General features: G+C 63.3%; 24 protein-coding genes. 6 read left to right on the forward strand and 18 right to left on the reverse strand.

Annotated elements, in window-relative coordinates; all coding sequences use genetic code 11:
* Positions 1-95: 95 nt before the first annotated feature.
* On the reverse strand, positions 96-266 hold the full coding sequence (locus HWY30_RS18195; RefSeq protein ID WP_006047743.1) for a rubredoxin: 171 nt from the start codon (positions 264-266) through the stop codon (positions 96-98).
* Between the two features lie 385 nt (positions 267-651).
* Here HWY30_RS18195 and HWY30_RS18200 point away from each other — a divergent pair, with 385 nt between their 5' ends.
* On the forward strand, positions 652-1515 hold the full coding sequence (locus tag HWY30_RS18200) for a hydroxymethylpyrimidine/phosphomethylpyrimidine kinase (RefSeq protein WP_090803266.1): 864 nt from the start codon (positions 652-654) through the stop codon (positions 1513-1515).
* 278 nt (positions 1516-1793) lie between these two features.
* Here the strand turns inward: HWY30_RS18200 and HWY30_RS41705 are convergent, their stop codons facing one another.
* Entirely contained in the window at positions 1794-1961 is a 168-nt protein-coding gene (locus tag HWY30_RS41705; RefSeq protein ID WP_244144937.1) for a hypothetical protein, read from the reverse strand.
* Positions 1962-1982: 21 nt separating this feature from the next.
* Here HWY30_RS41705 and HWY30_RS18205 point away from each other — a divergent pair, with 21 nt between their 5' ends.
* Positions 1983-3002 carry a chondroitin 4-O-sulfotransferase gene (locus HWY30_RS18205; protein ID WP_244144938.1) on the forward strand — a complete coding sequence of 340 codons (1020 nt, stop codon included), beginning with the start codon at positions 1983-1985 and terminating at the stop codon, positions 3000-3002.
* 26 nt (positions 3003-3028) lie between these two features.
* The gene (gene cysC, locus HWY30_RS18210) at positions 3029-3667 is read left to right on the forward strand and encodes an adenylyl-sulfate kinase (RefSeq protein WP_090803263.1); all 639 of its coding nucleotides are present in this window, start codon (positions 3029-3031) and stop codon (positions 3665-3667) included.
* A gap of 204 nt (positions 3668-3871) precedes the next feature.
* Here cysC and groL read toward each other — a convergent pair whose 3' ends face one another.
* From groL to HWY30_RS18230, 4 genes are all read right to left on the reverse strand, one after another.
* Complete coding sequence (gene groL / locus HWY30_RS18215) at positions 3872-5512, reverse strand: chaperonin GroEL (RefSeq protein WP_018419577.1); 1641 nt, start codon at positions 5510-5512, stop codon at positions 3872-3874.
* A gap of 53 nt (positions 5513-5565) precedes the next feature.
* Positions 5566-5856 carry a co-chaperone GroES gene (gene groES / locus HWY30_RS18220; protein ID WP_008923887.1) on the reverse strand — a complete coding sequence of 97 codons (291 nt, stop codon included), beginning with the start codon at positions 5854-5856 and terminating at the stop codon, positions 5566-5568.
* Between the two features lie 532 nt (positions 5857-6388).
* A complete protein-coding gene (locus HWY30_RS18225; protein ID WP_244144939.1) occupies positions 6389-6835 on the reverse strand; it encodes an FkbM family methyltransferase in 447 nt (148 codons plus the stop codon).
* 229 nt (positions 6836-7064) lie between these two features.
* Positions 7065-7454: a hypothetical protein gene (locus tag HWY30_RS18230; RefSeq protein ID WP_090803262.1), complete on the reverse strand. Its 390-nt coding sequence runs from the start codon at positions 7452-7454 to the stop codon at positions 7065-7067.
* Between the two features lie 349 nt (positions 7455-7803).
* On the opposite strand from HWY30_RS18230, the gene HWY30_RS18235 reads away from it, so the two are divergent.
* On the forward strand, positions 7804-8427 hold the full coding sequence (locus tag HWY30_RS18235) for a hypothetical protein (protein WP_090803261.1): 624 nt from the start codon (positions 7804-7806) through the stop codon (positions 8425-8427).
* Between the two features lie 83 nt (positions 8428-8510).
* Positions 8511-9938, forward strand: a complete 1428-nt coding sequence (locus tag HWY30_RS18240; RefSeq protein WP_090803259.1) for a hypothetical protein — start codon at positions 8511-8513, stop codon at positions 9936-9938.
* A 96-nt stretch (positions 9939-10034) separates the two neighbouring features.
* Here HWY30_RS18240 and HWY30_RS18245 read toward each other — a convergent pair whose 3' ends face one another.
* The 5 genes from HWY30_RS18245 to HWY30_RS18265 form a co-directional block, all read right to left on the reverse strand.
* A complete protein-coding gene (locus HWY30_RS18245) occupies positions 10035-12278 on the reverse strand; it encodes a polysaccharide biosynthesis tyrosine autokinase (protein WP_090805599.1) in 2244 nt (747 codons plus the stop codon).
* A gap of 49 nt (positions 12279-12327) precedes the next feature.
* Positions 12328-13467: a polysaccharide biosynthesis/export family protein gene (locus HWY30_RS18250; protein ID WP_167368626.1), complete on the reverse strand. Its 1140-nt coding sequence runs from the start codon at positions 13465-13467 to the stop codon at positions 12328-12330.
* 40 nt (positions 13468-13507) lie between these two features.
* On the reverse strand, positions 13508-14893 hold the full coding sequence (locus HWY30_RS18255; RefSeq protein ID WP_090803256.1) for an undecaprenyl-phosphate glucose phosphotransferase: 1386 nt from the start codon (positions 14891-14893) through the stop codon (positions 13508-13510).
* 55 nt (positions 14894-14948) lie between these two features.
* Entirely contained in the window at positions 14949-16550 is a 1602-nt protein-coding gene (locus tag HWY30_RS18260) for a sugar phosphate nucleotidyltransferase (protein WP_090803255.1), read from the reverse strand.
* 90 nt (positions 16551-16640) lie between these two features.
* A complete protein-coding gene (locus tag HWY30_RS18265; protein ID WP_090803253.1) occupies positions 16641-17636 on the reverse strand; it encodes a helix-turn-helix domain-containing protein in 996 nt (331 codons plus the stop codon).
* Between the two features lie 877 nt (positions 17637-18513).
* Here HWY30_RS18265 and HWY30_RS18270 point away from each other — a divergent pair.
* Positions 18514-18663 (forward strand): hypothetical protein, encoded by a 150-nt coding sequence (locus tag HWY30_RS18270; RefSeq protein ID WP_167368625.1) that lies wholly within the window; start codon positions 18514-18516, stop codon positions 18661-18663.
* A 287-nt stretch (positions 18664-18950) separates the two neighbouring features.
* Here HWY30_RS18270 and HWY30_RS18275 read toward each other — a convergent pair whose 3' ends face one another.
* From HWY30_RS18275 to HWY30_RS18305, 7 genes are all read right to left on the reverse strand, one after another.
* On the reverse strand, positions 18951-20453 hold the full coding sequence (locus HWY30_RS18275; RefSeq protein WP_090803252.1) for an MFS transporter: 1503 nt from the start codon (positions 20451-20453) through the stop codon (positions 18951-18953).
* A 61-nt stretch (positions 20454-20514) separates the two neighbouring features.
* Positions 20515-21762, reverse strand: coding sequence for a CaiB/BaiF CoA transferase family protein (locus HWY30_RS18280; protein WP_090803250.1), 1248 nt, complete (start codon positions 21760-21762; stop codon positions 20515-20517).
* Positions 21759-22775: a hydroxymethylglutaryl-CoA lyase gene (locus HWY30_RS18285; protein ID WP_090803249.1), complete on the reverse strand. Its 1017-nt coding sequence runs from the start codon at positions 22773-22775 to the stop codon at positions 21759-21761. Before HWY30_RS18285 ends, HWY30_RS18280 begins: the two co-directional genes overlap by 4 nt.
* A gap of 245 nt (positions 22776-23020) precedes the next feature.
* Positions 23021-23914, reverse strand: coding sequence for a LysR family transcriptional regulator (locus HWY30_RS18290; protein ID WP_090803247.1), 894 nt, complete (start codon positions 23912-23914; stop codon positions 23021-23023).
* Positions 23915-24304: 390 nt separating this feature from the next.
* Entirely contained in the window at positions 24305-24808 is a 504-nt protein-coding gene (locus HWY30_RS18295; protein ID WP_167368624.1) for a lysozyme inhibitor LprI family protein, read from the reverse strand.
* The gene (locus HWY30_RS18300; protein WP_090803245.1) at positions 24792-25388 is read right to left on the reverse strand and encodes a lysozyme; all 597 of its coding nucleotides are present in this window, start codon (positions 25386-25388) and stop codon (positions 24792-24794) included. Before HWY30_RS18300 ends, HWY30_RS18295 begins: the two co-directional genes overlap by 17 nt.
* Positions 25388-25762: a hypothetical protein gene (locus HWY30_RS18305; protein WP_341809934.1), complete on the reverse strand. Its 375-nt coding sequence runs from the start codon at positions 25760-25762 to the stop codon at positions 25388-25390. The genes HWY30_RS18300 and HWY30_RS18305 overlap by 1 nt, the downstream gene beginning before the upstream one ends.
* Positions 25763-25796 lie beyond the last annotated feature (34 nt).

Here is a 25796-nt window from a genome sequence, read left to right on the forward strand (position 1 = left end):
GTGTCGCACGAGCCCATCAAACCGCGACGCCGGAACAAATGATCAAGCGATGCGAACGACCGGCCGGCCGGCTGACGCCGGCGGCTTGCCGAACTTCAGATCTGGACCATTTCGAAGTCTTCCTTGCGCGCTCCGCACTCCGGACACGTCCAGTTGATGGGCACGTCTTCCCAGCGCGTGCCCGGCGCAATGCCTTCGTCGGGCAAGCCGGCCTCTTCGTCGTAAATCCAGCCGCAAATCAGGCACATCCAGCTTTGATATTCCATTCTTTTGTCGCGTCGTTGAGTCCGTGGAAGCGGGAGCCATGATGGTACCGTGTTGCCGCCCCCATGCCTAGCAATCGAAAACTCGCAATCGTAGCGTGGACCGGGCTTCGGCGGTGCGCTCGCGCGCCGTGCGCACGACGCTCGCGGCGTCAGGCCGCATGGCGGTGGGGGACACCCGGCAGCGCCATAGAGGGCGCCCTCGGCAAGCTCGCGGCGCTAGCGTGGCAACCTCAACGCGATCCCCCGCCGGCTGCGCGTCAGCGGGCCGCGAGCCAGCCTCTGGCGATCCCCGCCGCGCGAAAAAACGCCCTCTCCACGGTTTAGGCCGCATAATTGAGCCAATTGCGCATTGCGCGCCGAAATCCTGCTTTCCTTATCCATTTTCATGCCCAGCGACACGCCTCCGATCGTCCTCACCTTCGGTCTCTCCGACCCCACCGGCGGCTCCGGCCTGCAGGCGGACCTGTTGACACTTGCCAGCATGGGCTGCCACGGCGTTTCCGTGCTCACGGGCTATACCGTGCGCGACTCGGCGAACTGCGACGAAGTCACCGGGCTCGACCCGGACATCGTCGCGACGCAGGCGCGCATGCTGCTCGAGGACATGCCGATCGCCGCATTCAAGGTCGGCGCGTGCACGCGCGCCGAAGTGGTCAGCGCGATCGCGGAAGTTGTCGCCGACTACGACGACATCCCGCTGATCCTCGCCCCGGACTTCACGCTCGACGACGAGCACGTGCTCGCCGCCGACGAACTGCGCGAAGCGATCGCCGATCTGCTCGCGCCGCAAACCACGCTGCTGGTCGCCGACTCGGCGACGCTGCTCGCGCTCGCGCAGCCCGACGGCGACGCGGAGGCGCCGAGCCTCGACGCGGCGATCTCGCATCTGCTGTCGCAGGGCTGCGAGTACATTCTGTCGACCGAAACCGGCACGCATCGGCTCGTCAACACACTCTTCAGCGAGGACGGCCAGTTGCGTCAGGACATGTGGGACCGCGCGCCGCATCGGTTGACGGGCCTGACCGATACGCTCGGCGCGGCGATCGCTGCGCTTCTCGCCAACGGCCAGGAGCCCGCGGAAGCGGTGCGCGAAAGCCAGGAGTATCTGTATCAGGCAGTGCGCAATGCGTTCCGGCCCGGCATGGGGGCGTACATGCCCGATCGCTTCTTCTGGGCGCGCAGCAGCGATGAAGACGAAACGCCGCCCGCGCAAGGCAAGGGCGCGGCGCCGGGGGAAGCGCGGCACTGACCTCGCCATTTGTCGGCATCGACTAAAAACCCGCTGTCAGCCGGTTTTTTCATTAATGTGACTTTCGCGATTGGTGCGACTTTCCAATTCGATTTATACAAATTGAACAATGTGATTAGCGCGTAGCTATCGATACTGCCGCGCCCAGTCGTCTCGTCGCATGAATCTTGCGGTCGGCGATGCAACCGGACGTTTTACCGCGTAATCAAACGTTACAACGCCGATGACATCTTTTGTCTAGACTTTACGCATCACGATCAGTCATATGTCCCCACATGTCATTTCCCACCTTCTTCATCCATCCACCGAAATGCGGCGGTTCGACTGTTATTTCGTTTTTTGATTTGAATAAAGGTAATGACCAATTCATTAGCTTTGTCTGGGATCAGGATGGCTGGGGAAACTGTCGCGCAAAGCTGCTCGCGACGCAGGTAGGCGGCGGTCATCTACCGTATGGCATTCATCGGATGATCAAACATCCGGTCAACTACTGCACGATCCTGCGCGATCCGCTCGCGCGCCAGATCTCGCACTACTGGTATGCGGCGAACGGCAAGAACGGCCAGATCACGCGCGGCGTCAGCGTGTCGGCGACCGAGGCTCTGGCGCTGCAAGGCGTACTGTCGCTCGACGAGTGGGTCAGCGAATCGCTCGGCGGCAGGAACCTGTTCGTGCAGATGCTGAGCGGCGAGCCGGCGGTCAACGAAGCGAGCCTCGCCGTCGCGCAAATCCATTTGCGCGAACAGATCGGTACCGTCGGCGTCTGCGAGGACATGAGCGAATTCTTATTGCGGCTGTGCGGTTCGACGGGGATGAAATTACCGTTCTGTTTCGAATCGAATCGCACCAGTGGCGCGCCGAAAGGCAAAGCTCACATCAGCGAAGCAGCAAGACAAAGGTTCATCGACGACAATAGCCTCGATTACGAACTGTTCCGCGATGCGAATCGAATCGTCGAAGCCTATGCGAAAGAAACGGGCAGCGTCTTTTCGAATGCGCTCGAATTGGTTCGTGTGATTCAGTCCGAAATCGATCAGCTCGATAATCCGCACGTCTATAACTCGACGTATTTGGGCATCGACGGCTCATTCCTGTCGCGCGTGCATGAGGTGATCCGCCGCTTCGATCTCGCGCCGATCGACACCTATCTGGAGTTCGCGCGAAGCCGGCAGCGTCCGCCGGTCGACCTGTTCGACGGTTTTGTCGACACGGTGCGCGACGGCGTAGTGTGCGGCTGGGCCGTCAACCTGAGCGAGCCGCAGCGGCAGGTACCGCTCGAGGTGCGGGTCGGCACGCAGATCGTCGCAACCGGCTGCAGCGGCGAGCCGCGGCCCGATGTGGCGAGCGCCGGCTATCCGAACGCATACAGCGGATTTTCGATTCCACTGCCGAACGATATTCCGGAAGGCTTTCGCGTTACCATTGCCAATTCCACCGAAAGCCTGCACAACGCCGGCACGTGGCGGCAAGGCTGGCACTGCGAATGAGCCAGAAGAGCCAAGAGAACCTATCCATGAAAGAGCCGCCCCAGTTCGTGCAACGCTTCCACGGCAAGATCGCGGTGCAGGACCGCATACGCATGTTCGATCAGATGCCCGCCACGATCTGGCTGACCGGCCTGTCCGGCGCCGGCAAATCGACGCTCGCGTTCGCGCTCGAGGAGCAGCTGATCGCGCTCGGTCACGCCTGCTATGTGCTCGACGGCGACAACATCCGCCACGGTCTGGCGAGCGACCTTGGATTCGAGCCCGACGACCGGCGCGAAAACATCCGCCGGGTCGCGCACGTCGCCCAATTGATGAACGACGCGGGTCTGATCGTGATTTCCGCGCTGATTTCGCCGCTACGCGAAGATCGGGCAATGGCGCGCGCGATCATCGGAGCCGACAAGTTCGTCGAAACCTATGTGTCCGCCTCGCTCGCCACCTGCGCGAGCCGCGATCCCAAAGGTCTTTACGCGAAAGCGAGGTCTGGCGAGATCAGCTCGTTCACCGGCGTATCAGCGCCCTATGAAGCGCCGATCGATCCCGACCTGCACGTCGACACGGGAACGCTGAGCCCCGCGCAAAGCGTCGCGCAGATCTTCCACTACCTGCGCGAAAAGTGCCTCGGAAGGTCCTCTCATCGCACGGCTCACGCCGCGGGCGCCTGATCCGGACAAAAGGTCGTCCGGAAGCGCTCGCCAGCAAGCACATCAACGCCGGCCCCAAACGAAAAAAACCCGCATAAGCGGGTTTTTTCGTTTGGGGAAACGCCTCGCGGCGCACTCCCCACACGGACTTCCAGCCGGGCCTCGGCCGTGATCCAGACGCGCGGCAGTTCAACCACGCGGCCGGACCACGAGGCCCGAGCGGAATTACATGTCCATGCCCATGCCGCCCATGCCGCCGGGCATGCCGCCAGGCATCGGAGCATCTTCCTTCGGCAGTTCGCAGACAGCTGCGTCGGTCGTCAGCAGCAGGCCAGCAACCGAAGCGGCGTTTTGCAGCGCCGTGCGCGTCACCTTCGTCGGGTCCACGACACCTGCGTCGACCAGGTCGACGTACTCGCCGGTCGCTGCGTTGTAGCCGTAGTTGCCCTTGCCAGCAGCAACCGCTGCCACGACGACGCTCGCTTCTTCGCCACCGTTGGCGACGATCTGGCGCAGCGGCTCTTCCATGGCGCGCAGAACGATCTTGATACCTGCGTCCTGATCGGCGTTAGCGCCCTTCAGGCCAGCGATTGCCGTACGTGCACGGATCAGCGCGACGCCGCCACCCGCCACGATGCCTTCTTCCACAGCCGCGCGCGTTGCGTGCAGTGCGTCTTCGACACGTGCCTTCTTTTCCTTCATTTCGACTTCAGTCGCAGCACCGACCTTGATCACTGCAACGCCGCCTGCCAGCTTGGCGACGCGTTCTTGCAGCTTTTCACGGTCGTAGTCCGAGGTCGCTTCTTCGATCTGCGTGCGCACTTGCTTGACGCGAGCTTCGATGTTCGCTGCTTCGCCAGCGCCGTCGATGATCGTGGTGTTTTCCTTGCCCACTTCGATGCGCTTCGCCTGGCCCAGTTCAGCCAGCGTTGCCTTCTCGAGCGTGAGGCCGGTTTCTTCAGCGATGACCTGACCGCCGGTCAGGATCGCGATGTCTTCCAGCATCGCCTTACGACGATCGCCGAAGCCCGGAGCCTTGACGGCAACGGTCTTCAGGATGCCGCGGATGTTGTTGACGACCAGCGTTGCGAGCGCTTCGCCTTCGACGTCTTCAGCGATGATCAGCAGCGGACGGCCAGCCTTCGCGACTTGCTCGAGCACCGGCAGCAGGTCACGGATGTTCGACACCTTCTTGTCGTGCAGCAGCACGAACGGGTTCTCGAGCACGGCGACTTGCTTGTCCGGGTTGTTGATGAAATACGGCGACAGGTAGCCGCGGTCGAATTGCATACCTTCGACGACGTCCAGCTCGTCTTGCAGCGACTTGCCGTCTTCGACGGTGATCACGCCTTCCTTGCCGACCTTGTCCATTGCTTCAGCGATGCGCTCGCCGATCGACGAATCGCTGTTCGCCGAGATCGCGCCAACCTGGGCGATTTCCTTGTTGGTCGTGCACGGCTTGCTGATCTTGCGCAGTTCTTCGATTGCAGCTGCAACAGCCTTGTCGATACCGCGCTTCAGGTCCATCGGGTTCATGCCCGATGCGACGTACTTCATGCCTTCGCGGACGATCGATTGCGCGAGAACCGTAGCGGTCGTCGTGCCGTCGCCTGCGTTGTCGCTGGTCTTGGAAGCGACTTCCTTGACCATTTGCGCGCCCATGTTCTGGAGCTTGTCTTTCAGTTCGATCTCTTTCGCGACCGACACACCGTCCTTGGTGACCGTCGGGCCGCCGAAGCTGCGCTCGAGAACCACGTTGCGGCCCTTCGGACCCAGCGTGACCTTCACGGCGTTGGCGAGAATATTCACGCCTTCGACCATCTTGGCACGGGCGGAATCACCGAATACGACGTCTTTAGCTGCCATCTTCTAACTCCTTGAATACTTTGGATATAACCGGTGAAGTAGCGACCTTGCGCTTACTTCTGCACCACGGCCATGATGTCTTCTTCGCGCATCACGAGCAGTTCGTTGCCGTCGACCTTGACGGTCTGGCCTGCGTACTTGCCGAACAGGACGCGGTCGCCGACCTTCACGTCGAGCGCAATGGCTGCGCCCTTGTCGTCGCGCTTGCCCGGGCCGACTGCGAGGATTTCACCTTGATCCGGCTTTTCCGCTGCGGCTTCGGGGATCACGATGCCCGACGCGGTCTTGGTTTCCTGATCCAGACGTTTGACGATCACGCGATCATGCAAAGGACGAAGGTTCATACATACTCCTCTCTGATTGAGACTGAAGAACGCTGAGAAAAACCCGGCTGGCCGAGCCAACCGGAGATGTTGTTAGCACTCTCGTGCAGCGAGTGCTAATTATATGGACGGGCAGTGACAAATTCAAGAAGCGGGGAACGCGGTCGAAGTTCACTGACCCTCAAACGTGATTCGCTCGGGCTTGAACCCGCCCCGTGCGGAATGTCTGCCGTTCGGCATTTTCTCTAAGAAAACAATAATTTACCGACGTGTTGCGTTGAGATTCGGCCCTTCGTGAAGGAAGAGGCGAGCCATGACGAGGCAGCGACTTCGGAGCGGAGCGCCCGCTCGAAACGTCAAACCCAGGGAAATCCCCCATAAGCGCGGGCCGTTACGATAGTCAGCCTTCAGGCAAGTCGAGGGGGCTCATGAATGTGCTTGGCGGCTGAGGCACCAGTCGGTCCAAGTATATCTGGACCGTTGCAGCGGCCGTTGATAGCGGGATTGTGAAATTGATAGCAGCTGCAAGGACGATACTTGCAGAACCGTAACGCTATAACTGAGTGCGAAAGATTTGAGATCTTTCCACTCTGAAGATCAGCGACAAATATGTCCAACTGACCAGTCGATAATTGCGCTCCTCCAGATAGCGAAATATGGCGGAAGCTATTACTTCCCTTATCGAAGTCAGCGTAGACTCCACAATAATGATTTTTGGTTTATACCTGCTGATATCAATCGATCGCAAGACTTCGTAATCGTGACCTTCCACGTCGATGGAAAGCAGATCGATTTCCTGGCCGGCGTACGGGGTGTGCTCGAGAACGTCGTTCAATGTGGTGGTTTCAACGGTCCGGACGGAGATAGGCTTCTGGACTTCGGCCGCAGCCACTGAAAAATTATAGACTTCCTTGAGCTGTTTCTCGTTCGAGACGGCCGCACATACATTGACATCACCGGACCGCGCAAGAGAAAACGTTTCAATTTTCACCGGATCCATGTCTATGTTGATGCCGCGCCAACCACTACTCGACGGTTAGCCGAACATTAAGTGAAAGTCATAATAATGTGTATTTTTGGCCGAAACCGTCGATTGATGCAAAAAGCTTCCGGTTCCAGTCGGTTCGCGTGTCGTCGACTACAGCCGCGCCAGATTCAGCCCGGCGAAGCCTTCTGCATCAGGCCACGATCCGCCAGTTTCGCTCGCCCGACAGCGCGCTCGTTTCACTTCACTTCTGCGCAGGCCGGTGCAACGCATTACCCGCCATCCACTTGAGCCGTTCGCAATTGACCTTGATGCGCGCCGCGAATTCCTTCGGATCTCGCTCGCGGAGTGCGTTCATCTGGCTATTGGTGATGTCGGCGCGGTGCCAGCCCGTGTCCCAGTGCTGATCGAAATCGGTCGCACCGGTCAGGACCTTTCGGAGCCGCTCCTTATAGGCGTCGATCCGCTCGGGCGACACGTCGCAAAACGCCCGCGCGAAGCTTGCGCGCTCGCCCGCCGTCTCCGCGCTCATGTTGGCGTCGCTCGCGCCGCTCGCGAGCGGCGCGGCGAGCGACAGCACCGACAGACAGAACGCTGCGCAAAGCGGCCGATAGCGATACGATAGGTTTTTCATCTTCGACTCCTGACGATCCTTCGTGGCGACCAGGGATTGTCCCGATCTTCAACGCCGCCTCGCCGATTGTGTCCTGATTGCACTGCACGATGGCGTTTTCGCGCGCTATCCGATGCATCGCGTGGCCAAACTGCGGTGCTACGCTCGTTAAAGCGGCATTCGCGACGTGCCCGTTCCGGGGAGCGGTGGCGCAAGCACCGCAACGCCACGGCCTATCGGCAGGCCGCGACAGAAGCACGAGCGCCAGGCATGAGAACGAGCTCGAACACGACGCGCAACGAGCACAGAACGAAAGCACGACACGAAATCAAACACAAAAAGGCGAGACATCGCTGCGGGAGTGACTGCGATGGCATTTAGAACATATACCGTACTGACGCTGTTGGTGACGAGCACTGCCGCGTTTGCGTGGCGGCCTGTCACCTATCCGATCCGAAGTCAGAGCCCTTACGAGCGCAGCATCGACAACGCGATGTGCTACGCCGAGGCGAACCGCGTGACCGGGGTCAACATGGCCCACGAGTCGCAGATTCCGCCGCGTCAGCCGCCCGCGGCCAAAGGTGCGTCGACCGGCGTACCGTCGAAGCCGCCGCTTCCGCCTAGTTCCTTCTCAGCCACGCCGCTGCCGTGGAGCGCGAGCGCGCCCGAAGCCGCGAGCGCGCCGTTGGCTGGCGCGCAAGCGCCTGGCGGCGCATCGTCGGCGAAACCGGTGAACGAAGCCGCGGCCGGCGCCAGCGCGCCAGGCGCGCCAGCCACCGCGGCGGCGAATGTACCGCCGAACGCATCGGCAGCGGCAACGGGCCCCAGTGCGAACGCGGCACCCGGCGCGTCGGATGGGGCGGCCGCTTCGCTGCAGGCCAACGCGGCGTCGAACGTGAAGCTGCCGCCCCTGCCCGCGCCCGAGCCGCCGATGACCCGCTATTGGGCCGCCTACGGCGCGTGCATGCAGGCGCGCGGTTACGTCGTTCAGTAGTCCGGCCGACGCCGCTTGCGGGCGTCGTTGCATTCATTCTTTTTGATGGCGCCGCCCTTCGGCGCCAGTGGAGCGACACGGCCATGCCGCGCGACACGACCTCCGACCAGCCATTTTTCCATCACTGCGCATACTGCGGCGTGCCGCTGTCGGGCCGCTTTTCGCCGTGTCCCGCATGCCACGCACTGCCGATCGATTCGTTCGATACGGACGACAAGCCCGGCGAGCGCTCCGCGCGATCCCGGGCGCTGAGCGCATCGCGCACGCAACTCGAACCGCTGCCAGCGGCCGCGAGCTTGCCCGCGGACCGTTCGTCGCGACGCTCCGCGCAAACGAAGATGAGCCCCTACGATCTGATCGACGAAGCGACGTTCGAGCCGGGCGGGCGTCGACGGCGGCATCCGCTCGCACTTGCCGCAGCCGCGCTCGCGACGCTCGGCGTCGTGTACGTCGGCTTCGTTCTACTCAACGACGACGATGCGAGCGTCGACACGCCGGTCACGGTCTTCGGCACGGTGCGCCCGGACAACCCTGGCCAAGCCCCTGCACAGAACGTTGCGCAGAATGCGGCGCCGTCGGTTGCCGCGGCGCCGAAGCCGGCGTCGATCGTCGCGCAACGGCCGCGTCCCGTTGTCGTCGCGCGGCAGCAACCGGCGAACGTACACGCGGCCCCCGTCGCGCCACCGGCACCGCCCGTCGTTGCGACCGCGCCTGCCGTAGCGCGATCGAGCCCGCCCATCGTGGCGACCGCGCCGACCGTTGCGCCATCGTCACCGCCCGTCGTTGCGACCGCGCCTGCCGTAGCGCGATCGAGCCCGCCCATCGTGGCGACCGCACCGACCGTTGCGCCATCGTCACCGCCGGTCGTTGCGACCGCGCCTGCCGTAGCGCGATCGGCTCCACCCGTCGTGGCGACCGCGCCCGTCCCAGCGCGACCGTCAACGCCCGTCGTTGTGACCACGCCGACCGCAGCGCGACCGTCAACGCCCGTTGTCACGACCGCGCGCGCCGTAGCGTCAACGAAGACATCGAGCGCGGCCATCTCCGCGCCCACGCCGCGTGGCGCGGCGCTCGCGTCGACCAGCACCAACAGCAACACCGACACGATGGCCGCCCCGCTCACGCAAGCCGACAAACAGCGCGCCGACGCCGAGCGCAATCTGAAAGCCGCGCACGGCTATCTGCGACGAGGCAATCTGGCGGCGACCAGAGCACGCCTCGCCGCCGTAATCACCGCGCAGGCCGACAATCGCGACGCGCGCAGCATGCGCGCCCAGGTGAGCACGCTAGAGCAGCAACGCGACGCGTTGCTGAGCCTCGCGCGCGGCTGCAGCAACGTGGGACAGTGGGAGTGCGCGTCGCACAACGCCAACGAAGCGTTGCGGATCGATTCGAGCAGCAAGGCCGCGCAACGGCTCGTCGCGCTCGCGTCGCACGAGTCGGCGTGGCAAACCATGCAGCCGACGGCGGAAGAGTCGCGCGCATTGCGCGATCTGCTGCGTCACCACTAAGGATTGCGAGGTATCTCGCGGGACGGCGGCACGGGCGTGCAGTCGACCACGCCCGCCCGCGCGGCGCCCCGAAAGACGCGCGCGCGGGCAGCAGTGTCAGCCGGCGATGCTGTCGTAGCCGTAATAGCCGCCCTGATACCCTGAGCCGAGAAACGCCGCTTCCTGCGGCACGTCGGTGAGCAGCACGCCGCGCAGACCGACGCCACCGTTACGCAGGCGTTTGGTGGTTTCGATGATCTCATGCAGCGGTTGACGCCCATGCCGCACGACGAGCAGCGTCGTCGCCGCGTATTTGCCGATCAGCGTCGAGTCGGTCACGGCGAGCACCGGCGGCGTGTCGATGATCACGACGTCGTATTGCGGCTTCAACACCTCGAGCATCGCTTCGAAGCGTTTGCTCATCAGCAGCTCGGCCGGGTGCGAGGGCAGCGTGCCTTTCGCGAGCACGTCGAGGTTGGGCAGCACGTCGCGCTGGATCATCGCGTTGAGATCGCCGCCGCACAGCACGTCGGACAGTCCCGGCCGATGGCTGACGCCGAAATGCGAATGCACGTCGCCGCGTCGCATGTCGCCGTCGATGATCAGCACGCGCTTGTTCGCCGACGCGACCAGCGTCGCCAGATTCACCGACAAAAACGACTTGCCCGCATCGGGCCGCGAGCCGGTGATCATCACGACGTTGTTGGCCGCATGATCGAGCGACAGTTGCAGCGAGGTGCGCAGATTGCGCACCCCTTCCACCGCGATATCTTCGGGCGCCTGTTGCGCCAGCACATGCTGCCCGCGCTGGCGCAGCGACACCTTTTCCTGCAGGCGCAATTGCGTCTGGCTGCGCGGCACCACCGCGAATACCGGCACGCCGAGCATCCCCTCGAGTTCGTCCGGGCGCTCCACGCCGCCGCGCATCGCGCGCCGCAAGAAGACCAGCAGCAAGCCGAGCGCGAGGCCGCCGCCGAGCGAGATCAGGATCACCAGCATGCGCTTCGGCCACACCGGATCGTCGGGCGTTTCGGCGAAGTCCACCACGCGCACGCCGCTCACCTGCCCCGCCTGCGCGACCCGCAGTCGCTGCACGCTGTTGAGCAGGTTCATGTACAGATCGGTGTTCACGTGCACGTCGCGCTGCAGACGCAGCGCGGTCTGCTCGGTGTCGGGCATCGTCGAGACGCTGTGGTTCATCGTGCCCTGCGCGCCCTGCAACGCGGCGATCTGCGCATCGAGCGCGGCGACCATCGGATGATTCGGCGTAAAACGCTGCAACAGCTCCGCGCGCTGCTGCTGCAGGTCGAGCAGCTTCGTCTTGTTGTCGACGATCTGCTGCAGCAGCAGCTTGCTTTCTTCACCGAGATCGACGGCGCCATGTGTATTGCGGAACTTGCCGTAGCGCTCTTCCGCGTCGTCGAGCGCCTTGCGCGCGTCGGGTAGTTGCTGTTCGAGATACGCGAGCGTGTGGTCGGATTCGGTCGAACGGCTCGCGAGATCCTGCCGCACGAACTGGCGCGCCACGTTGTTGACGATCGCCGCGGTCAGCGCCGGATCGGCGCCTTCGAGACTCACGCGGATCACGCCGGAGTCCTCCGCCGTTTCCTGCACGACCATCTTCTTCGCCAGACGCTCCACCGTGCCGAGCGTCGACGCGCGCGTCAGCTCGAAACGCGAGCCGGGCGCGCCGACCAGTGTGTCGACGTGCAGCGTGACCGGGCCGACCGCGGTATCGGTTTGCACGGTCTCGCCGACGCGCCCCGACAGGATCGCGCTGCCGTGAGGATCGCGCAGCATGAAGGTGTTGCCGGCGCCCGCGACTAGCGTGAAGGTCTCGCCATACAAGTCCTTCGACGTGTCGAAGCGCGACACCGCGATGCTCTCGTTACCCCACGCGAACCCGCGCAGGTTGACGAACGACGGCAGCCGGAACCACCAGTGCCCGTTCACGAGTCCGGCGATCCTGCTGCCGATCACCGGCAGATAACGCGGCTTCGCCGTAATGTCGAGGTGCAGCGCGCGGACCGCCTCCTCGGTGACGAGACGCGACTTCAAAAGCTCGATCTGCGCCGCGGTCGACGGCTTCGAATCGTACGCGCCGGGAAGCGGCGCCGCCGCGTCCCGGCCGTTCGCATTGACGTTGACCGCGTTCGCCGTCCTGTCCTGGACGTGAAACAGCACGTCCGAACGATAGACCGGCGGCGTGAGGAACGCGTACGCGCAACCGAGCGCGAGCGCGATCAGCGTCACGGTGAGGATCGTGCGCCAACCGCGCACGATCGTGCGCACGTAGTCCGACAGATGCAACTGCCCCGGTTCATACACGCCGGCGTAACGGTTTTCGTAATTGATTGCCATGTTTTCACCCAACAAGGCCTGCCGGTTCAGATATCGCGTCACGCAAGCGTCACTTCGACACGACGACTCCCGTCACCGCCGCGTTGATCGCGGGCAACAGCAGGTTCAACACACGGTTGAAGCGGACCAGACCGCCCTGACCGACGTACACGATGTCCTTCGGCTGCAGCTCGAACTGGTTCGCAAGCAGCATCGCCACCGGCGAGGTCGCATCGAGGTGATAGATCTGCGGCGAGTCGCTGGTCGAATTGCGGATCACGAACAGCTGCTGCCCCGAAGCCGTATTCGAGTCGAAGCTGCCGCCGTCGGAGATCGCCTGCGACAGCGTCAGCGAGCCGTTGCGCAACGGCAGCACCGTGGCCGGCTTGTTGACTTCGCCCATCACGTAGACGCCGCTGTCTTCGCGCCCGTTCACGCGCACGGTATCGCCCGGCTGCAGATAGATATCCGACGGATTGAGGCCGCGCTTGATGAGCTCGTCGATGTTCAGCCTATAGGTCTTGCCGTCGCGGATCAGATCGACCCGGCTGCGATCCGCGGTCGCGTTGAAGCCGCCGCTCAGGCCGATCGCGTTCGTCAGCGACAGCGGAATGTCGTTGATCGATTGCGTGCCCGGTGTGCGCACTTCGCCATCGATATACACCGTCGCGTTACGGAACGACGCGACGCGCACCGTCACCTCGGGCTTCTGATAGACCTTGCTCAGCCGCGAATACAGCTCGCGCTGGATCGTCGCGACGTCCTTGCCGGCGACATGCAGGTTGCCCGCGTACGGAAACTGGATGTCGCCGTGCTCGTCGATCAGGAAGCCCGGCATTGCATCGGAAGGGCGCGAGGTCGTCGGCGGCTGTCCCAGCGCGGCCGCGAGTTCCGGGTGATCCCACACGACGATCTGCAGCACGTCGCCGGGGCCGACCCTGTACATGGCCGGCTTGCCGAACAGACCCGTCGTCGTCGGCGGCAACACCGAGGCAGTCTGGTCGGCATTCATCTTCTTCACCAGTTCCAGATTGATATCGGTGATCGGAATCTGCTTCTGCTGCGAGCCTTCGGTACTGAATTCGCCACCCGTCTCCTGAATCGCGGCCGGCGTGACCATCCGTTGTCCCGGTACGACCTGACATCCGGAAAGCAATGCTGCGCTTGCGAAAACCACAAGACTTCCTGTGCGAAAACCAAGTGAGCTCATGATCTTTACTCCTTCGCCCCGAGGCGTTGTTATCGACTTTCTAGTAAGCGTTTCGATGCACCAGTCCGGCGACAATCGTCGCGCCGATGATCCGCATGTCGAGTGCGAACGACCAGTGACCCAGGTAGTACAGGTCATGTTCGACGCGACGCTCCATCTTCTCGATGCGGTCGGTTTCGCCACGGAAGCCGTTGATTTGCGCCCAGCCCGTGATTCCCGGTTTGATCCGGTAGCGATTGATATAGCCCGCGACCACCTTCTGATAGAGGTCGTCGTGCTCGAGCGCATGGGGACGCGGTCCTACGACCGACATGTCGCCACGCAACACGTTGAAAAATTGCGGCAGCTCGTCGAGGCTCGTGCGGCGCAGAAACGCGCCCACTTTCGTCACGCGCTTGTCGTTGCGCGTCGCCTGGCTCAAGGTGCCCTTCGCTTCGGTATGCACGCGCATCGAGCGGAACTTGTAGATCGTAAACACACGGCCGTCCGCGCCCTTGCGCTTCTGTTTGAACAGCACCGGTCCGCGCGAGGACAGCTTGACCGCGATCGCAATGCCAAGCAGCAGCGGCGCGAGGGCAATGATCGCGGCCGCGGCGAACAGCCGGTCGAAGACTTCCTTTTTCAGCATCGCGTTGGCCGACAGCGGCGAGGCGACCAGATTGATCGCCGGCACGCCGAGCAGATCGACCACGCCACTGCCTTCGAACAGCGCATGGCTGCGCACGTCCGGCATGAAGCGGATATTCACGAGGTCGTCGCGGAACTCGTCGATCAGCGCGCAGATCAGCGGCTCCTCGGACAGCGACAGCATCAGCCATAGCTCGTGCACGTCGTTGGTGCGGATGTAGTCGGCCAGCAGATCGACGCGATCGAACACTGGCACGCGCGGATTCGTCACGCCGGAGTCGTCCGGGCGCGTGTTGTAGACGGCGGTCGCGCGAAAGCCCGCGGTCGGCGCCGACTCGATGCGGCGCAGGAGCGCATCGCACTGCGAACCGCTGCCGACGATCGCCACCTGATGCAGGTTCATACCCGCGCCGCGCGCCCGCGCGAGCACCGCGTGCGCGATCACCCGATTCGCGATCAGCAGGCCACCCGTCGCCGCGGTCCAGTACGAGAACCACAGCCGCGACACGATATCGATGCGATGCAACGAGTACATCAGCACGAGCGCGCAGGCCTGCACGATCAGCCACGCGAGCGACACCTGACCGGCGAGCCCGAGCTTCGAGCGGCCGCGCCATGATTCGTAGAGGCCGAACGCGGGGAAGATCGCGAGCGCGAACGCAGCCGAAAACATCACCAGCGCCCAGTAGAAACCCGACTGGCCGAGATAATCAAAGCGGATCCGCGACGCCACGGTCGCACCCGCCAATACCAGAGCGACATCGAAAATCCGCGCGAGCAGATCCTGAAACTTGCGCATTTTACTTACCTCGTTCTGCCGTTCCTGTATGCAAAAAGGGGCGTGCATGGGCTGCCTACGGGCAGCGGCCGTAGTTGTCGTCAAACCTCACGATGTCGTCTTCGCCGAGATAGGTACCCGACTGGATTTCGATGATTTCGAGCGGCACCCTGCCGGGGTTTTCGAGCCGGTGACGCGTGCCGAGCGGAATGTAGGTCGATTCGTTTTCGCTGAGCAGGAACTGCTCTTCGCCGCGCGTGACGAGCGCGGTGCCGCGCACGACCACCCAATGCTCAGCGCGATGATGATGGAGTTGCAGCGACAGCTTTGCGCCGGGCGTCACGACGATGCGCTTGACCTGGAAGCGCTCGCCGCGATCGATCGAGTCGTAGAAGCCCCACGGGCGCCGCACCTTGCGATGCGCGTCGGCCTCCGGCGCGTGCTGCGCCTTGATGCGCGACACGAGCCCCTTGACGTCCTGCACATGCGAGCGATCCACCACGAGCACCGCGTCGGCGGTCTCGACCACGACGACGTTCGCGGTACCGACGCACGCGACGAGCCGCCCTTCGGAATGCGCATAGCAGGACACCGCGCCTTCGAACGCCACGCGGCCGCGCCCGGCGTTGCCGTTCGGGTCCTTCTCCATCGCGGCCCATACCGCGTCCCATGAGCCGAGGTCGGACCAGCCGGCTTCGAGCGGGATCACGACGCCGGGGGGAATGACCGCGGCTCGACTTTGAGCTTGCATATCGTCCTGTGCCGCGCCTTGCGCTTCGACGTTGCTCGCGCTGTCGTCTTGCGCCGGCGCCGGTTCGGTCAAACGCTCCATCACCGCATAGTCGATCGAATCGGCGGGCACGTCGAGGAACGCGTCGTGCGATGGCCGGAATACGTCGCCGTCCTGCTTGCCGCTCGCAAACGCGGTTGCGCACGGCGCATGCATGTCGGGCCGCAGCGCCGCGAGCGTATCGAGCCACACGCGCGCACGCACGATGAAGATGCCGCTATTCCACCAGTAGGTGCCGGCCGCCAGGTATTGCCTCGCGATTTCCTCGGCGGGCTTCTCGACGAAACCGTCGATCGCGTGGCCGCCAGCGGCCAATGCCGCGCCGATCCGGATATAGCCGAAGCCGGTGTCGGGACGCGTCGGCGGCACACCGAGCGTCGCAATCGCGCCCTCGCTCGCGTGGTGCGCCGCGCACGCTAGCGCGCGCTGCAGGGCAGGCACGTCCGCGATCGCGTGGTCGGCCGGCATCACGATCAGGATCGCGTCGTCGCCGGCCGCGCACGCGAGCGATGCCGCGAGCGTCAGCGCGGGCGCCGTGTCGCGGCGCGCGGGCTCGACGATCAGACGCGCGTCGACGCCGTTTTCATGCAACTGTTCGGCGATCACGAAGCGATGCTCCTCGCCGCACACGACGATCGGCGAAGCGTCGACGCTCCAGCCCGCCGGGAAGCTCTCGAGCCGCCGCGCGGTCGCCTGCAGCAGCGAGTCGGAGCCGACCACGTCGATCAGCTGCTTCGGAAAGTTTTCGCGCGACACCGGCCAAAGCCGCGTGCCCGAGCCGCCCGCGAGAATGACCGGGACGATGTGCGCGCAGCGCGCGCCAGCAACCCCGGCGCTTGCGCCGTTCGGCTCGACGGATCGGGCGCTCACACCTGCCTGCGTCAACATATCGGGAATCCTTTTCGATCTGCAAGGTACGACGAACAACGGACCAGTCCCCGCCTGTCACGCGCGGTTACCGGGCGGGCTCCGTCGGTGCTACTCGCCTGCCATGCGGCGGCTTTGAATCCTGAACTCGGTCGGCGAAATCCTCATCCGCTTGCGAAACACTTTCGCGAGCCGGTCGCCGTTGCCCATCCCGGTGCGCCGGGCGATCTTGTCGACCGGCAATTCCGATTCGGTCAACAGGCTGCACGTCACCGCGAGGCGCTCGTGCAACAGGAAACTCGACGGCGTGATACCCATTTCCATCTTGAAGCGGCGCAGAAAGTTGCGCTCGCTCATCGCCGCGAACTGCGCGGCATCCGCAATCGAAATCGCCTGCTGGCAGTTTTCCTGCAGCCAGCGCGCCGCCGCGCGAACCTTGTCGCCGGGACTCATGCCGCCGTCCTCGCCGAGCAGCGGCGCGAGGTTCGTGCACGAGTCGGACAGCAGCCGCTCGGCAGCCGAGCGCGCGGTCGCGTTGCCCAGATCGCGCTTGATCATCGCGAGCGCGCTGCGCATCGATTCCAGCCGGTCGTTAAGGTCGACGACGCCCTGCTCCGCCGAGCCCGCGCCATTTCTGGCCACGGCCGGCTGGCGCGGGTCGCTCCCGTCCTTGTCCTCGGGCAGGGCCGCCGCGTCGAGCACCGCGCGCCCTTCGGCGATCGGCCGGATCATCGCGGTGTTGCGACGCACGCGCCGCAGCCAACCAAGCAGACGCTCATCGCGCGCCGCCGACGCCGCGCCCTTGCCGCCCGCCACATAGAGCGCGTCGAAGCCGCCGTAATGGCGCGCGTCGAGTCCGTCGGTCCAGACGCGCAAACCCGACGACGAAGTCACCATGCCGCCGCCGGCGGACAGGAACGACACGTCGTACAGCCACGCGCCCGAACCGGAAGTGGCGAGTTCGTTGGCAGCCTGGAACACCTCGGCGATCACGCCCGCCCCTTGCAGCGAGCAGTCGTTGAACAACAGAATCGCGACACGACGCACGCCCTTGTTCGGAGCATGCACCCAGCGCAGCATTGCAGACTCGAGACTCGCGCAGGTCATAGTCATCCTCTCGACAGAAAACGATCTACTACACCTTTTACGATCACGCACGATGCGAACTCCGCGCAATGCATCATAGCGACGGCCTCCGGCGCTCTGCCGTCATGTCCGAAAGTGCAGACATATTGGCACTATGAATACGTGATCGGCCAGTGCAATTCGGCACAATACCGAAACGACCGTCTTTTCACTGGATTAATCGTCTAACCGCATATGGTTGAATATGCACTCGCAAATCTTAATGCAATTTAAAAAATGAATGCGTACGCCAGCGCACACTGCGCGGCTACTCGAAAAGCGGCGTGTCCCGCCTTATGTACCCACCGAGGCGGCATTTTAAAAGAGATTTTTTGCCGGAATGGGCTATCGATGAGTGAAACACCCCTAGCCCTACCCAGCGGGCCCGGCTGTATCGACAACTTCCCCTAACGATCCGCGCAAGCGCCGCGCAACCGACCCTTCCGCCGTCCAATGCAAGCACTCAACGCGCCAGAACAGATTATTTAATCGATTTTTATTGATGGCGGGAATATTAACGTGGCGATTAACGTTTCAAACCTGAAACACGGATATCGGACGACTTTAGCGTCCCCGCAATAGATGGGCCAATGGCGGAATAAGTCGGATGCGAGCGGGTGCATTTCCGCCAACCGATTGCGGAAATGGACTACGAGGTTTCCGCAAAGGGGGTTGGGGACAGCGAACGAAGTCCGCCATTCCTATGCAACGACTGTGACACCCGTCGAGAACGCGCCGCGTAATGGCACGACGCGACGATAGTTCGGCGTCGCCTGACAGGTTTACGGCGGGCAAGCGCACATAAAAGTGGTTCTGAACGGGTTACGATGCCCCCGACAAACGCGCTGGAACCGCACACATGGACGGCATTTCATGGATCACGCTGATACTTGCCACGATGATCGGCGGGTTCCTGTTCGCAATGATCGGCGTGGTGCTGCTCGCGCTGCTGCTCGGCAACGTATCGGACCGGCTGTCGAGCAACGACGAGACTCGCCAGGACTCCTAGGGCCTGTTCACGCTAATAACGGGCTTGCGAACGTGCCTTTCCGCGCGTAGTGCAAGGAGAGAGGAGCGCCGTTTGGCCGAGCCAAACAAGCGACGACCGACGCCGCAATACGGGCGGAAAGGCATGTTCCCCTGTTTTAAAAAACCTTCAAGGGGCTGGCCGCCAGAAGGGCCGATCGCCGCGTCATGCTCCTTGCGAATACATCGAGTATTCGTTGCGTCGCAATCCTTGCGCTCGGCCCTTCTGGCGGCCAGCGCAAGCCCGTTATTAGCGTGAACAGGCCCTAGCTACTTCGAAAGATCCTCGAGCGCGACATCGCGCGTCTTCGGTCCCAGCGTACCGATCGCGACCATGACGATCGCCATTGCCCCCGAGATGAACACGAACACGCCGTTCACGCCGAAGCGACCGAGGCAGGCGGCGATCACGAACGCCGAGAACATCGCCGAAATCCGGCTCCACGAGTAGACGAAGCCGACCGCGCGCGCGCGGATGCCGGTCGGAAACAGTTCGGCCTGGTACGCGTGATAGCTGTATGAAATGATGTTGCCCGCGAGCACAAGGCACACGCCGAGACTCACGAGCAGCACCGTCTCGCGCGCCTGGCTGAACGCGAGTCCGCACACGACGTTGACCGCCGCCATGCAGACGATGACGGTCTTGCGCTCGAAGCGATCGGCGATCAGCAGCCCCAGCAACGGCCCGAGCGGCGCCGCGATCGCGATGATGCTCGCGTACATCAGACTCGTCGTCACCGTGATGCCCTGCTTCATCAGCAGCGTCGGAATCCAGTTCGCGAAGCCGTAGTAGCCCATCGTCTGGAACACGTGAAAGATGATCAGCATCAGCGTGCGCTTACGATACGGCGGCACCAGCAGATCGCGAAACGCCGCCCGCGCGCGCACCGGTTCGGGCAGCGCGGGCTCGGGCAACGGCAGGCCGCATTGGCGCCGATACTCGCGCGCGACGCGTGCTTCGAGACGCGTCATCACCGCGTCGGCTTCGTCGAGGCGGCCTTTTTGCGCGAGCCAGCGCGGGCTCTCCGGCAAGCCGCGGCGAATCCACCACACCACGATCGCGCCAATCGCGCCGATCAGCACGACCACACGCCAGCCGTCGAGACCGAACAGGCGTTGCGGCACCAGCAGATACGACAGGAACGCGACGATCGGCACCGCGCAGAAGCCGACCGCTTGCGAGCACGCCGAAGCGCGCCCGCGAATGTGCTTCGGCACAAGTTCGGAAATATACGTGCCGATCGTGACGATCTCGACGCCGATGCCGACTCCCGCGATAAAGCGCCAGCAGTTCAATCCGAGCGCCGTGTGCTGGAACGCCATCACGACGTTGGCCGCCGTGTACCACAGCAGCGACCAGGTGAAGATCGCGCGCCGGCCGAAGCGGTCGGCGAGAAAGCCGCAGGCCGCCGTGCCGATGAACAGGCCCGCGAACAGCGCGGCGATGAAACTCGCGACGCCGCTCGTGCCGAACAGGCCGCGCGTCGTGGCCGTCAGCAGGCCGCTGTGCACGAGTCCCGGCGCGATATAGCCGGAGTACATCAGGTCGTAGAGTTCGAAGAACATGCCGAAGCTCAGCAGCATCACGAGCTGCCAGATCGTGCGGGTCGCGGGTAGCCGGTCGAGCCGCGCGGAAATGCGCGCGCCGTCGAGCGCGATCGCGCCGGCGCGGTCCGAACCTGCCGCATCCGCGCCCGCGTCCGTGGGTGAGCCGTCGAGCGCGCCGGCATCGCCGAGCGCCGTTGAGTACATCGCCTGATTCGACGATTTCATCGTCTGTCTCCAGAATTATTGGTCTATTGCCCGCTGCAGCGGGTCAAGCGCGGCACGACGCTCACGCAGCCGCGCGCGGCGCCCGCGATTGCACGCCACCGCCGAGCTCCGCGATCCGCGCGTCGTCGAACCCGAGTTCGCGCAGCACCTCGACGGTGTGCTCGCCGATCTTCGCGATCGGCCGACGCGGCCCGAGACGCGCACCGTCGAGCGAAATCGGCAGCAACGGCATCGCGGTTTCGCTGCCGTCGTCGAGCGTCAGCGGCACGAGGCCGCCGCTCGCGTTCAGGTGCGGATCGTCGAACAACTCCTCGGGCTTCGTGATCGACGCGAACGGAATGTGATTGCGCTCGAACAGCGGCACGAGCGTCGCGCCGTCGAAACGGCTCAGGCTTTCGCCGAGCGTCTGCAGCAGCCAGCCGCGCGCGAGCACGCGGTCGTTGTTGGTCGCGAGGCGCGCATCGGCGAGCAGATCGTCGCGTTCGAGAATCGCGCACAGCGCGCGCCACTGCGCGTCGCCGGTCGCGGCGATGAACATCTGCTCGCCGTGCGCGAGCGTAAACACGTCGTAGACGGCCCAGGCGCTGATGCGCTCGGGCATCGGCGCGGCGGCCACGCCGGTCGCCGCGAACTGCTGCATGTGCTGCGCCGAGAGCAGCACGCAGTTCTCGAACAGCGCGCTCTGCACCTCCTTGCCGCGGCCGCTCGCGTGCCGTTCGTGCAGCGCCGCCAGCACGCCGATCGCGCCGAACATGCCGCCCATGATGTCGTTGACCGAGCTGCCCGCGCGTAGCGGACGGCCCACCGGACCGGTCATGTACGCGAGGCCCGCCATCATCTGCACGACTTCGTCGAGCGCCAGACGATGGTCGTACGGACCATTGAGAAAGCCCTTGTGGGACACGTAAATCAGCCTGGGATTGCGCTCGCGCAGCGTCGCGTAATCGAGGCCGAGACTCGCCATGCGGCCGGGCTTGAAGTTTTCGACGAAGACGTCGGCGCTATCGACGAGTTGCTTCAGCGCGGCGAGACCGGCTTCACTGTCGAGATCGAGCGCGACGCTCTTCTTGTTGCGATTGAAGGTGCGGAAAAAGCCCGCGCCGGTGCCGAGCAGCCGGCGCGTGCTGTCGCCGCGCGGCGGCTCGACCTTGATCACTTCGGCGCCGAGGTCGCCGAGAATCATGCCGCAGGTCGGACCCATCACCATATGCGACAACTCGATCACGCGGATGCCCGCGAGCGGCAAGGTACCCGGCTGCGGCGAGGACGTCGACGACGAAGCTGAAGTAGCGGAGGAAAGCGGAGTCATTGCGGCACCTGCGGAACGGAAGAATGGGGACAACGCAAAGATTCGGCGTAGCTGGCGGAGTCGCGCGCGACCGCTTGCGCGTGCGCGAACTGTTTCGGTAGTCCCGCTCGCGCGAGATAGCCGTACAGCGGCTCGCCCGGCAGCGCTTGCGCCAGCACCGCGCGCGATGCGAGTAGCCGGGCGATGTCGATACCGGTGTCGTAGCCCATGCTGTGGAGCATGAACACGAGGTCTTCGGTATTGACGTTGCCGGTTGCGCCCGGCGCATGCGGACAGCCGCCGAGACCAGCCAGCGACGCATCGAACTCGCGGATCCCGTGCTGCAGCGCGACCAGCGTATTGGCGAGCCCGAGGCCGCGCGTGTCGTGGAAATGCAGCGAGCGCAGCCTGTCGCCCGCGACGTCGCGCACCAGCTCGATGACCTCGCCGACCTGATGCGGCGTCGCTTCGCCGGTCGTATCGCCGAGGGCGATCACGTCGGCGCCGGCCTGCACCGCGGCGCGCGCGATCGCGGCGATATCCGCGTACGGCACGGCGCCCTGCAGCGTGCAGCCGAACACCGTCGACAAACCGGCGATCAACTCGACACGGCGCCCACCTGCCAGGGGCGCGCCATCGATCAGCTCGCGCATCGCGGCGAACGCGTCGATCATCTCGGCGGGGGTCTTGCGCACGTTCGCGGCGCTATGCGCGGCGCTCACCGAAATCGGCGCGACGATGCGCTCTACGCCAGCCTCGAGCGCGTGCTGCGCGCCCTTCAGGTTCGGCACGAGCGCGCTCACGCTGAGATCGTCGTAGCTACGGGCGTGGGCGACTACGTCGGCGGCGTCCGCCATTTGCGGCAGCAGCTTCGCCGGCACGAACGACGCGACTTCCATGTGGCGCACGCCGGCCGCGTAGGCGGCGTCGATCCAGCGCCGCTTGTCGTCGGTGGACATGATGCGGGCAATGCTTTGCAGACCGTCGCGCAGACCGACTTCGGTCACGACGACGCGCTCGCGGGTTTCATTCATTGGTTGGAATCCTGGTCGTGGACGCGGGCTTCAGAGGCCCCTTGGATGGAAGTGATGCGCTGACTGGGTCACAGCGTGCCCGCGTGACGACGCGCGGCAAAGTCTGCTTTGACGAAGCACACCATCGCCGCTCGCGATGGCCGCTCAGGCCGATGGGGCGGGCTTTGGCGCTCGCCTGGGTGAAATGCTTAGGGGTTTGTCTGGGGAGGTGGCGAAGGCGCGGGTGACGAGGCGTGTCGCCCGTCTTATCTGGCGCTCAGCAGATGTTCGAGCAATCGCGCGGCCGCCAGCGTCAGCGCCGCGCGATCGCGCATGCAGATCACGAAGCGCCGCGCGGCCCAAACCTCGCGCAACGGCACGGCGACGATGCCGTACTCGTCGGCCGCATGGCGCGGCAGCGCCTCGCGCGGCAGGATCGCGACCGCGAGACCCGCCTGGATGAAGCGATAGGCGGCGTCGAACGTCGATACATAGGTGCGGTAATTCAACTCGCTGCCCTTCTCCAGCGCGATGCGCTGCATCAGCGCATTGACCGATGCATTCGATGCGAGCCCCAGATGATCGAACCCGAGCGTCTGCTCGAAGCCGATCTGCGTCTCGCCCGCGAGCGGATGCGCGCGCGGCACGATCAGCGCGAGATGGTCGGCGCGATACGGCAACGTGTCGAGACTGCCGAGCGGCACCGTGTCGCGGCAGATGCCCAGATCGGCCACACCCTCTTCGAGTCCGCGCACGATGTCCGCGCTGACGCGCTCCTCGACGTCGACGCGAATCGCCGGATTCGCCTGCAGAAACGCCGACAACGCCTCGGGCAAAAACTCCACCATCGACGACACGTTGGCGAGCACGCGCACATGCCCACGCGCGCCGGCCGCATACTCGCTGAGTTCGGCCTGCAGGCGTTCGTGGCCGCGCATGATGAGCCGCGCGTGGCGCAACAGCGCTTCGCCGGCGGCGGTCGCGCGCACGCCGCGCTGGCTGCGCGACAGCAACGCGACATCGACGAGCGCTTCGAGATCGGCGAGCCGCTTGCTGACCGCCGACGGCGCGATGAACTCACGCTCGGCCGCGCGCGCGATCGTGCCTTCCTCGCACACGGCGATGAACAAGCGCAGCGTCACCTGATCGATTTGCCACATCGGCGCAGCGGATTCGTGGGTTGGGGGTGGGGGAAATTATGGTTGATCGTTGAAAACTGTGGAGGGATTTCTGGCGCTTGCGGAACGGCTCGAACGTCGTGTTGAATGGCGCCAGGCTCCGGTCTTTATCGCACATTTGTCGCCGCCGTGCGCCGCCACGCATCGACGAAGCGCATCTGCGGGCGCTCACGCTTCCGGCTGATCCTCCACGGCTCGAACTGCTTCACGTACCGGCGCCACACTGCGGCTTCGCAGATTTTCAGCAATGCGTGTGATCGCCAAGGCGTGCCACTCGATGATGCCGAAGCGACGCAGAAACAAGCACACTTGACGCTCGAATGGAAAGCCCCGCAAAGCAGGGCGACGTATTTGAGGCGAGGGTGCCTTTCGTTAGTCTTCCGCGCTCTTCAGATCGCTTATCCGCTCTTTCGTTATGCGCGCCATGCAATCCCAAAACGTCATATAACGCATCGACGCTTCGCCTAATGAATAGGTCTCAGCGTAACACTGGTTGTCGCGATACTGGACCCATGCCCTTTGTCCTTTCTCAAAATAAGGCAATGCAACAGGATTGTTATCGGCTTTCAAATCAACATCGCCTTTCCTCAACTCAGCTTCCAACGGTTTAATCGTAGAATTCAATTGCGCGGAAATTTGTTCGAAATTCCTTTGGCTGCATGCAGCGATATCGGCAGTTGACGCGTGCTCACCGGTCTTGCAAAGGCGGTCAATTTCTTCGCGCGATTTCCCACTAAAATAAACCGATGATGGCGTTGCTTTTTTGTAGTCAAACCGCACCGAGTAAATTGTTTTACCCAGCACAATTGAGTCAAGAAAAAGCAATGTCGAAATCAGGATAAGCGGCACAGCTATTATTCTAATGAGATGCATCATATACACCTTCATAGAATACTCTAGCCTCCGTTTCCCGGCGTTGGTGCAAGCTCGAGGAACAGCGAAATCCTTTTATGTAATTCGGAATATTTCGGTAGTCCCCCTGATTTACGCGATGCGTCAATTCGTCCGCAGCATGGCCTGCTCCAGCATTAAAAGAAATGCTCACCAATGCATCATACTCGTATTGAAACAACGGTACATGCACTTTTGCATTTATGGCCCGTTCTGTTCGCCTCAAATCTTTCTTCAAAAACTCTCTGGCGCGTTGAACTGATACTGTCTGCCCGAGGTGCAGATTGTCTTCCGGCAAGACCAGATGGCCGCAACCCACCGTAGGATTTCCGCGATCATCGGGATAGACAACCAGAATAAAGCCCTCTGAAACGGGCACGTCGATGTGTGAGCGATCCGAATGAAAAATTCGTGTTATGCCGTTCAATCTGCCGCTCTCCCATACCGCCAGGAAGGTTGAAATCTGGCTTGACGCAACCCAAGGTTTGCAAAGCCTATCCGATTGGACAACTACGCATGAATTCGGGACCGTGTTTGTTACTGCCGTTCCAAGCGCATCAGGCATTACGCCACCTCTCTATGACCAAGATAGATATGCATGGATTGAGCACCTTCTGTTTCGTATCGCTCGGTGCGTCCCTGAGAATCAGTGGTGCCGCGATGCAGAGCGCCTGACAAAAGACGCACGGTGTAATAGGTACTGGCGAGCGGCCTGCCGTTCGCATCGTGAAGTGTGAACTGCTCGTCGTGCCGTGCAGCTTCGGACTGTACTGCCAACACGCCAGTGCGAACCTTCGAAGTCAGCGCTGGCGTTGCTTTACGCCCCCGACAATCGCACGCCCATGCGTAACCCAGGGCTTCAGCCATGTCGTAACCGTTTGAATACGACTTCAGCCTATCGAACGGAAACCATTCGCCGGTTTCGACGTTCAGCGCCATTGCGGACGGCATTGGTGGGAAGTTTGAGTATATT

The organism is Paraburkholderia tuberum STM678 (assembly GCF_902833905.1).
GTDB classification, from domain to species: Bacteria; Pseudomonadota; Gammaproteobacteria; order Burkholderiales; family Burkholderiaceae; genus Paraburkholderia; species Paraburkholderia tuberum.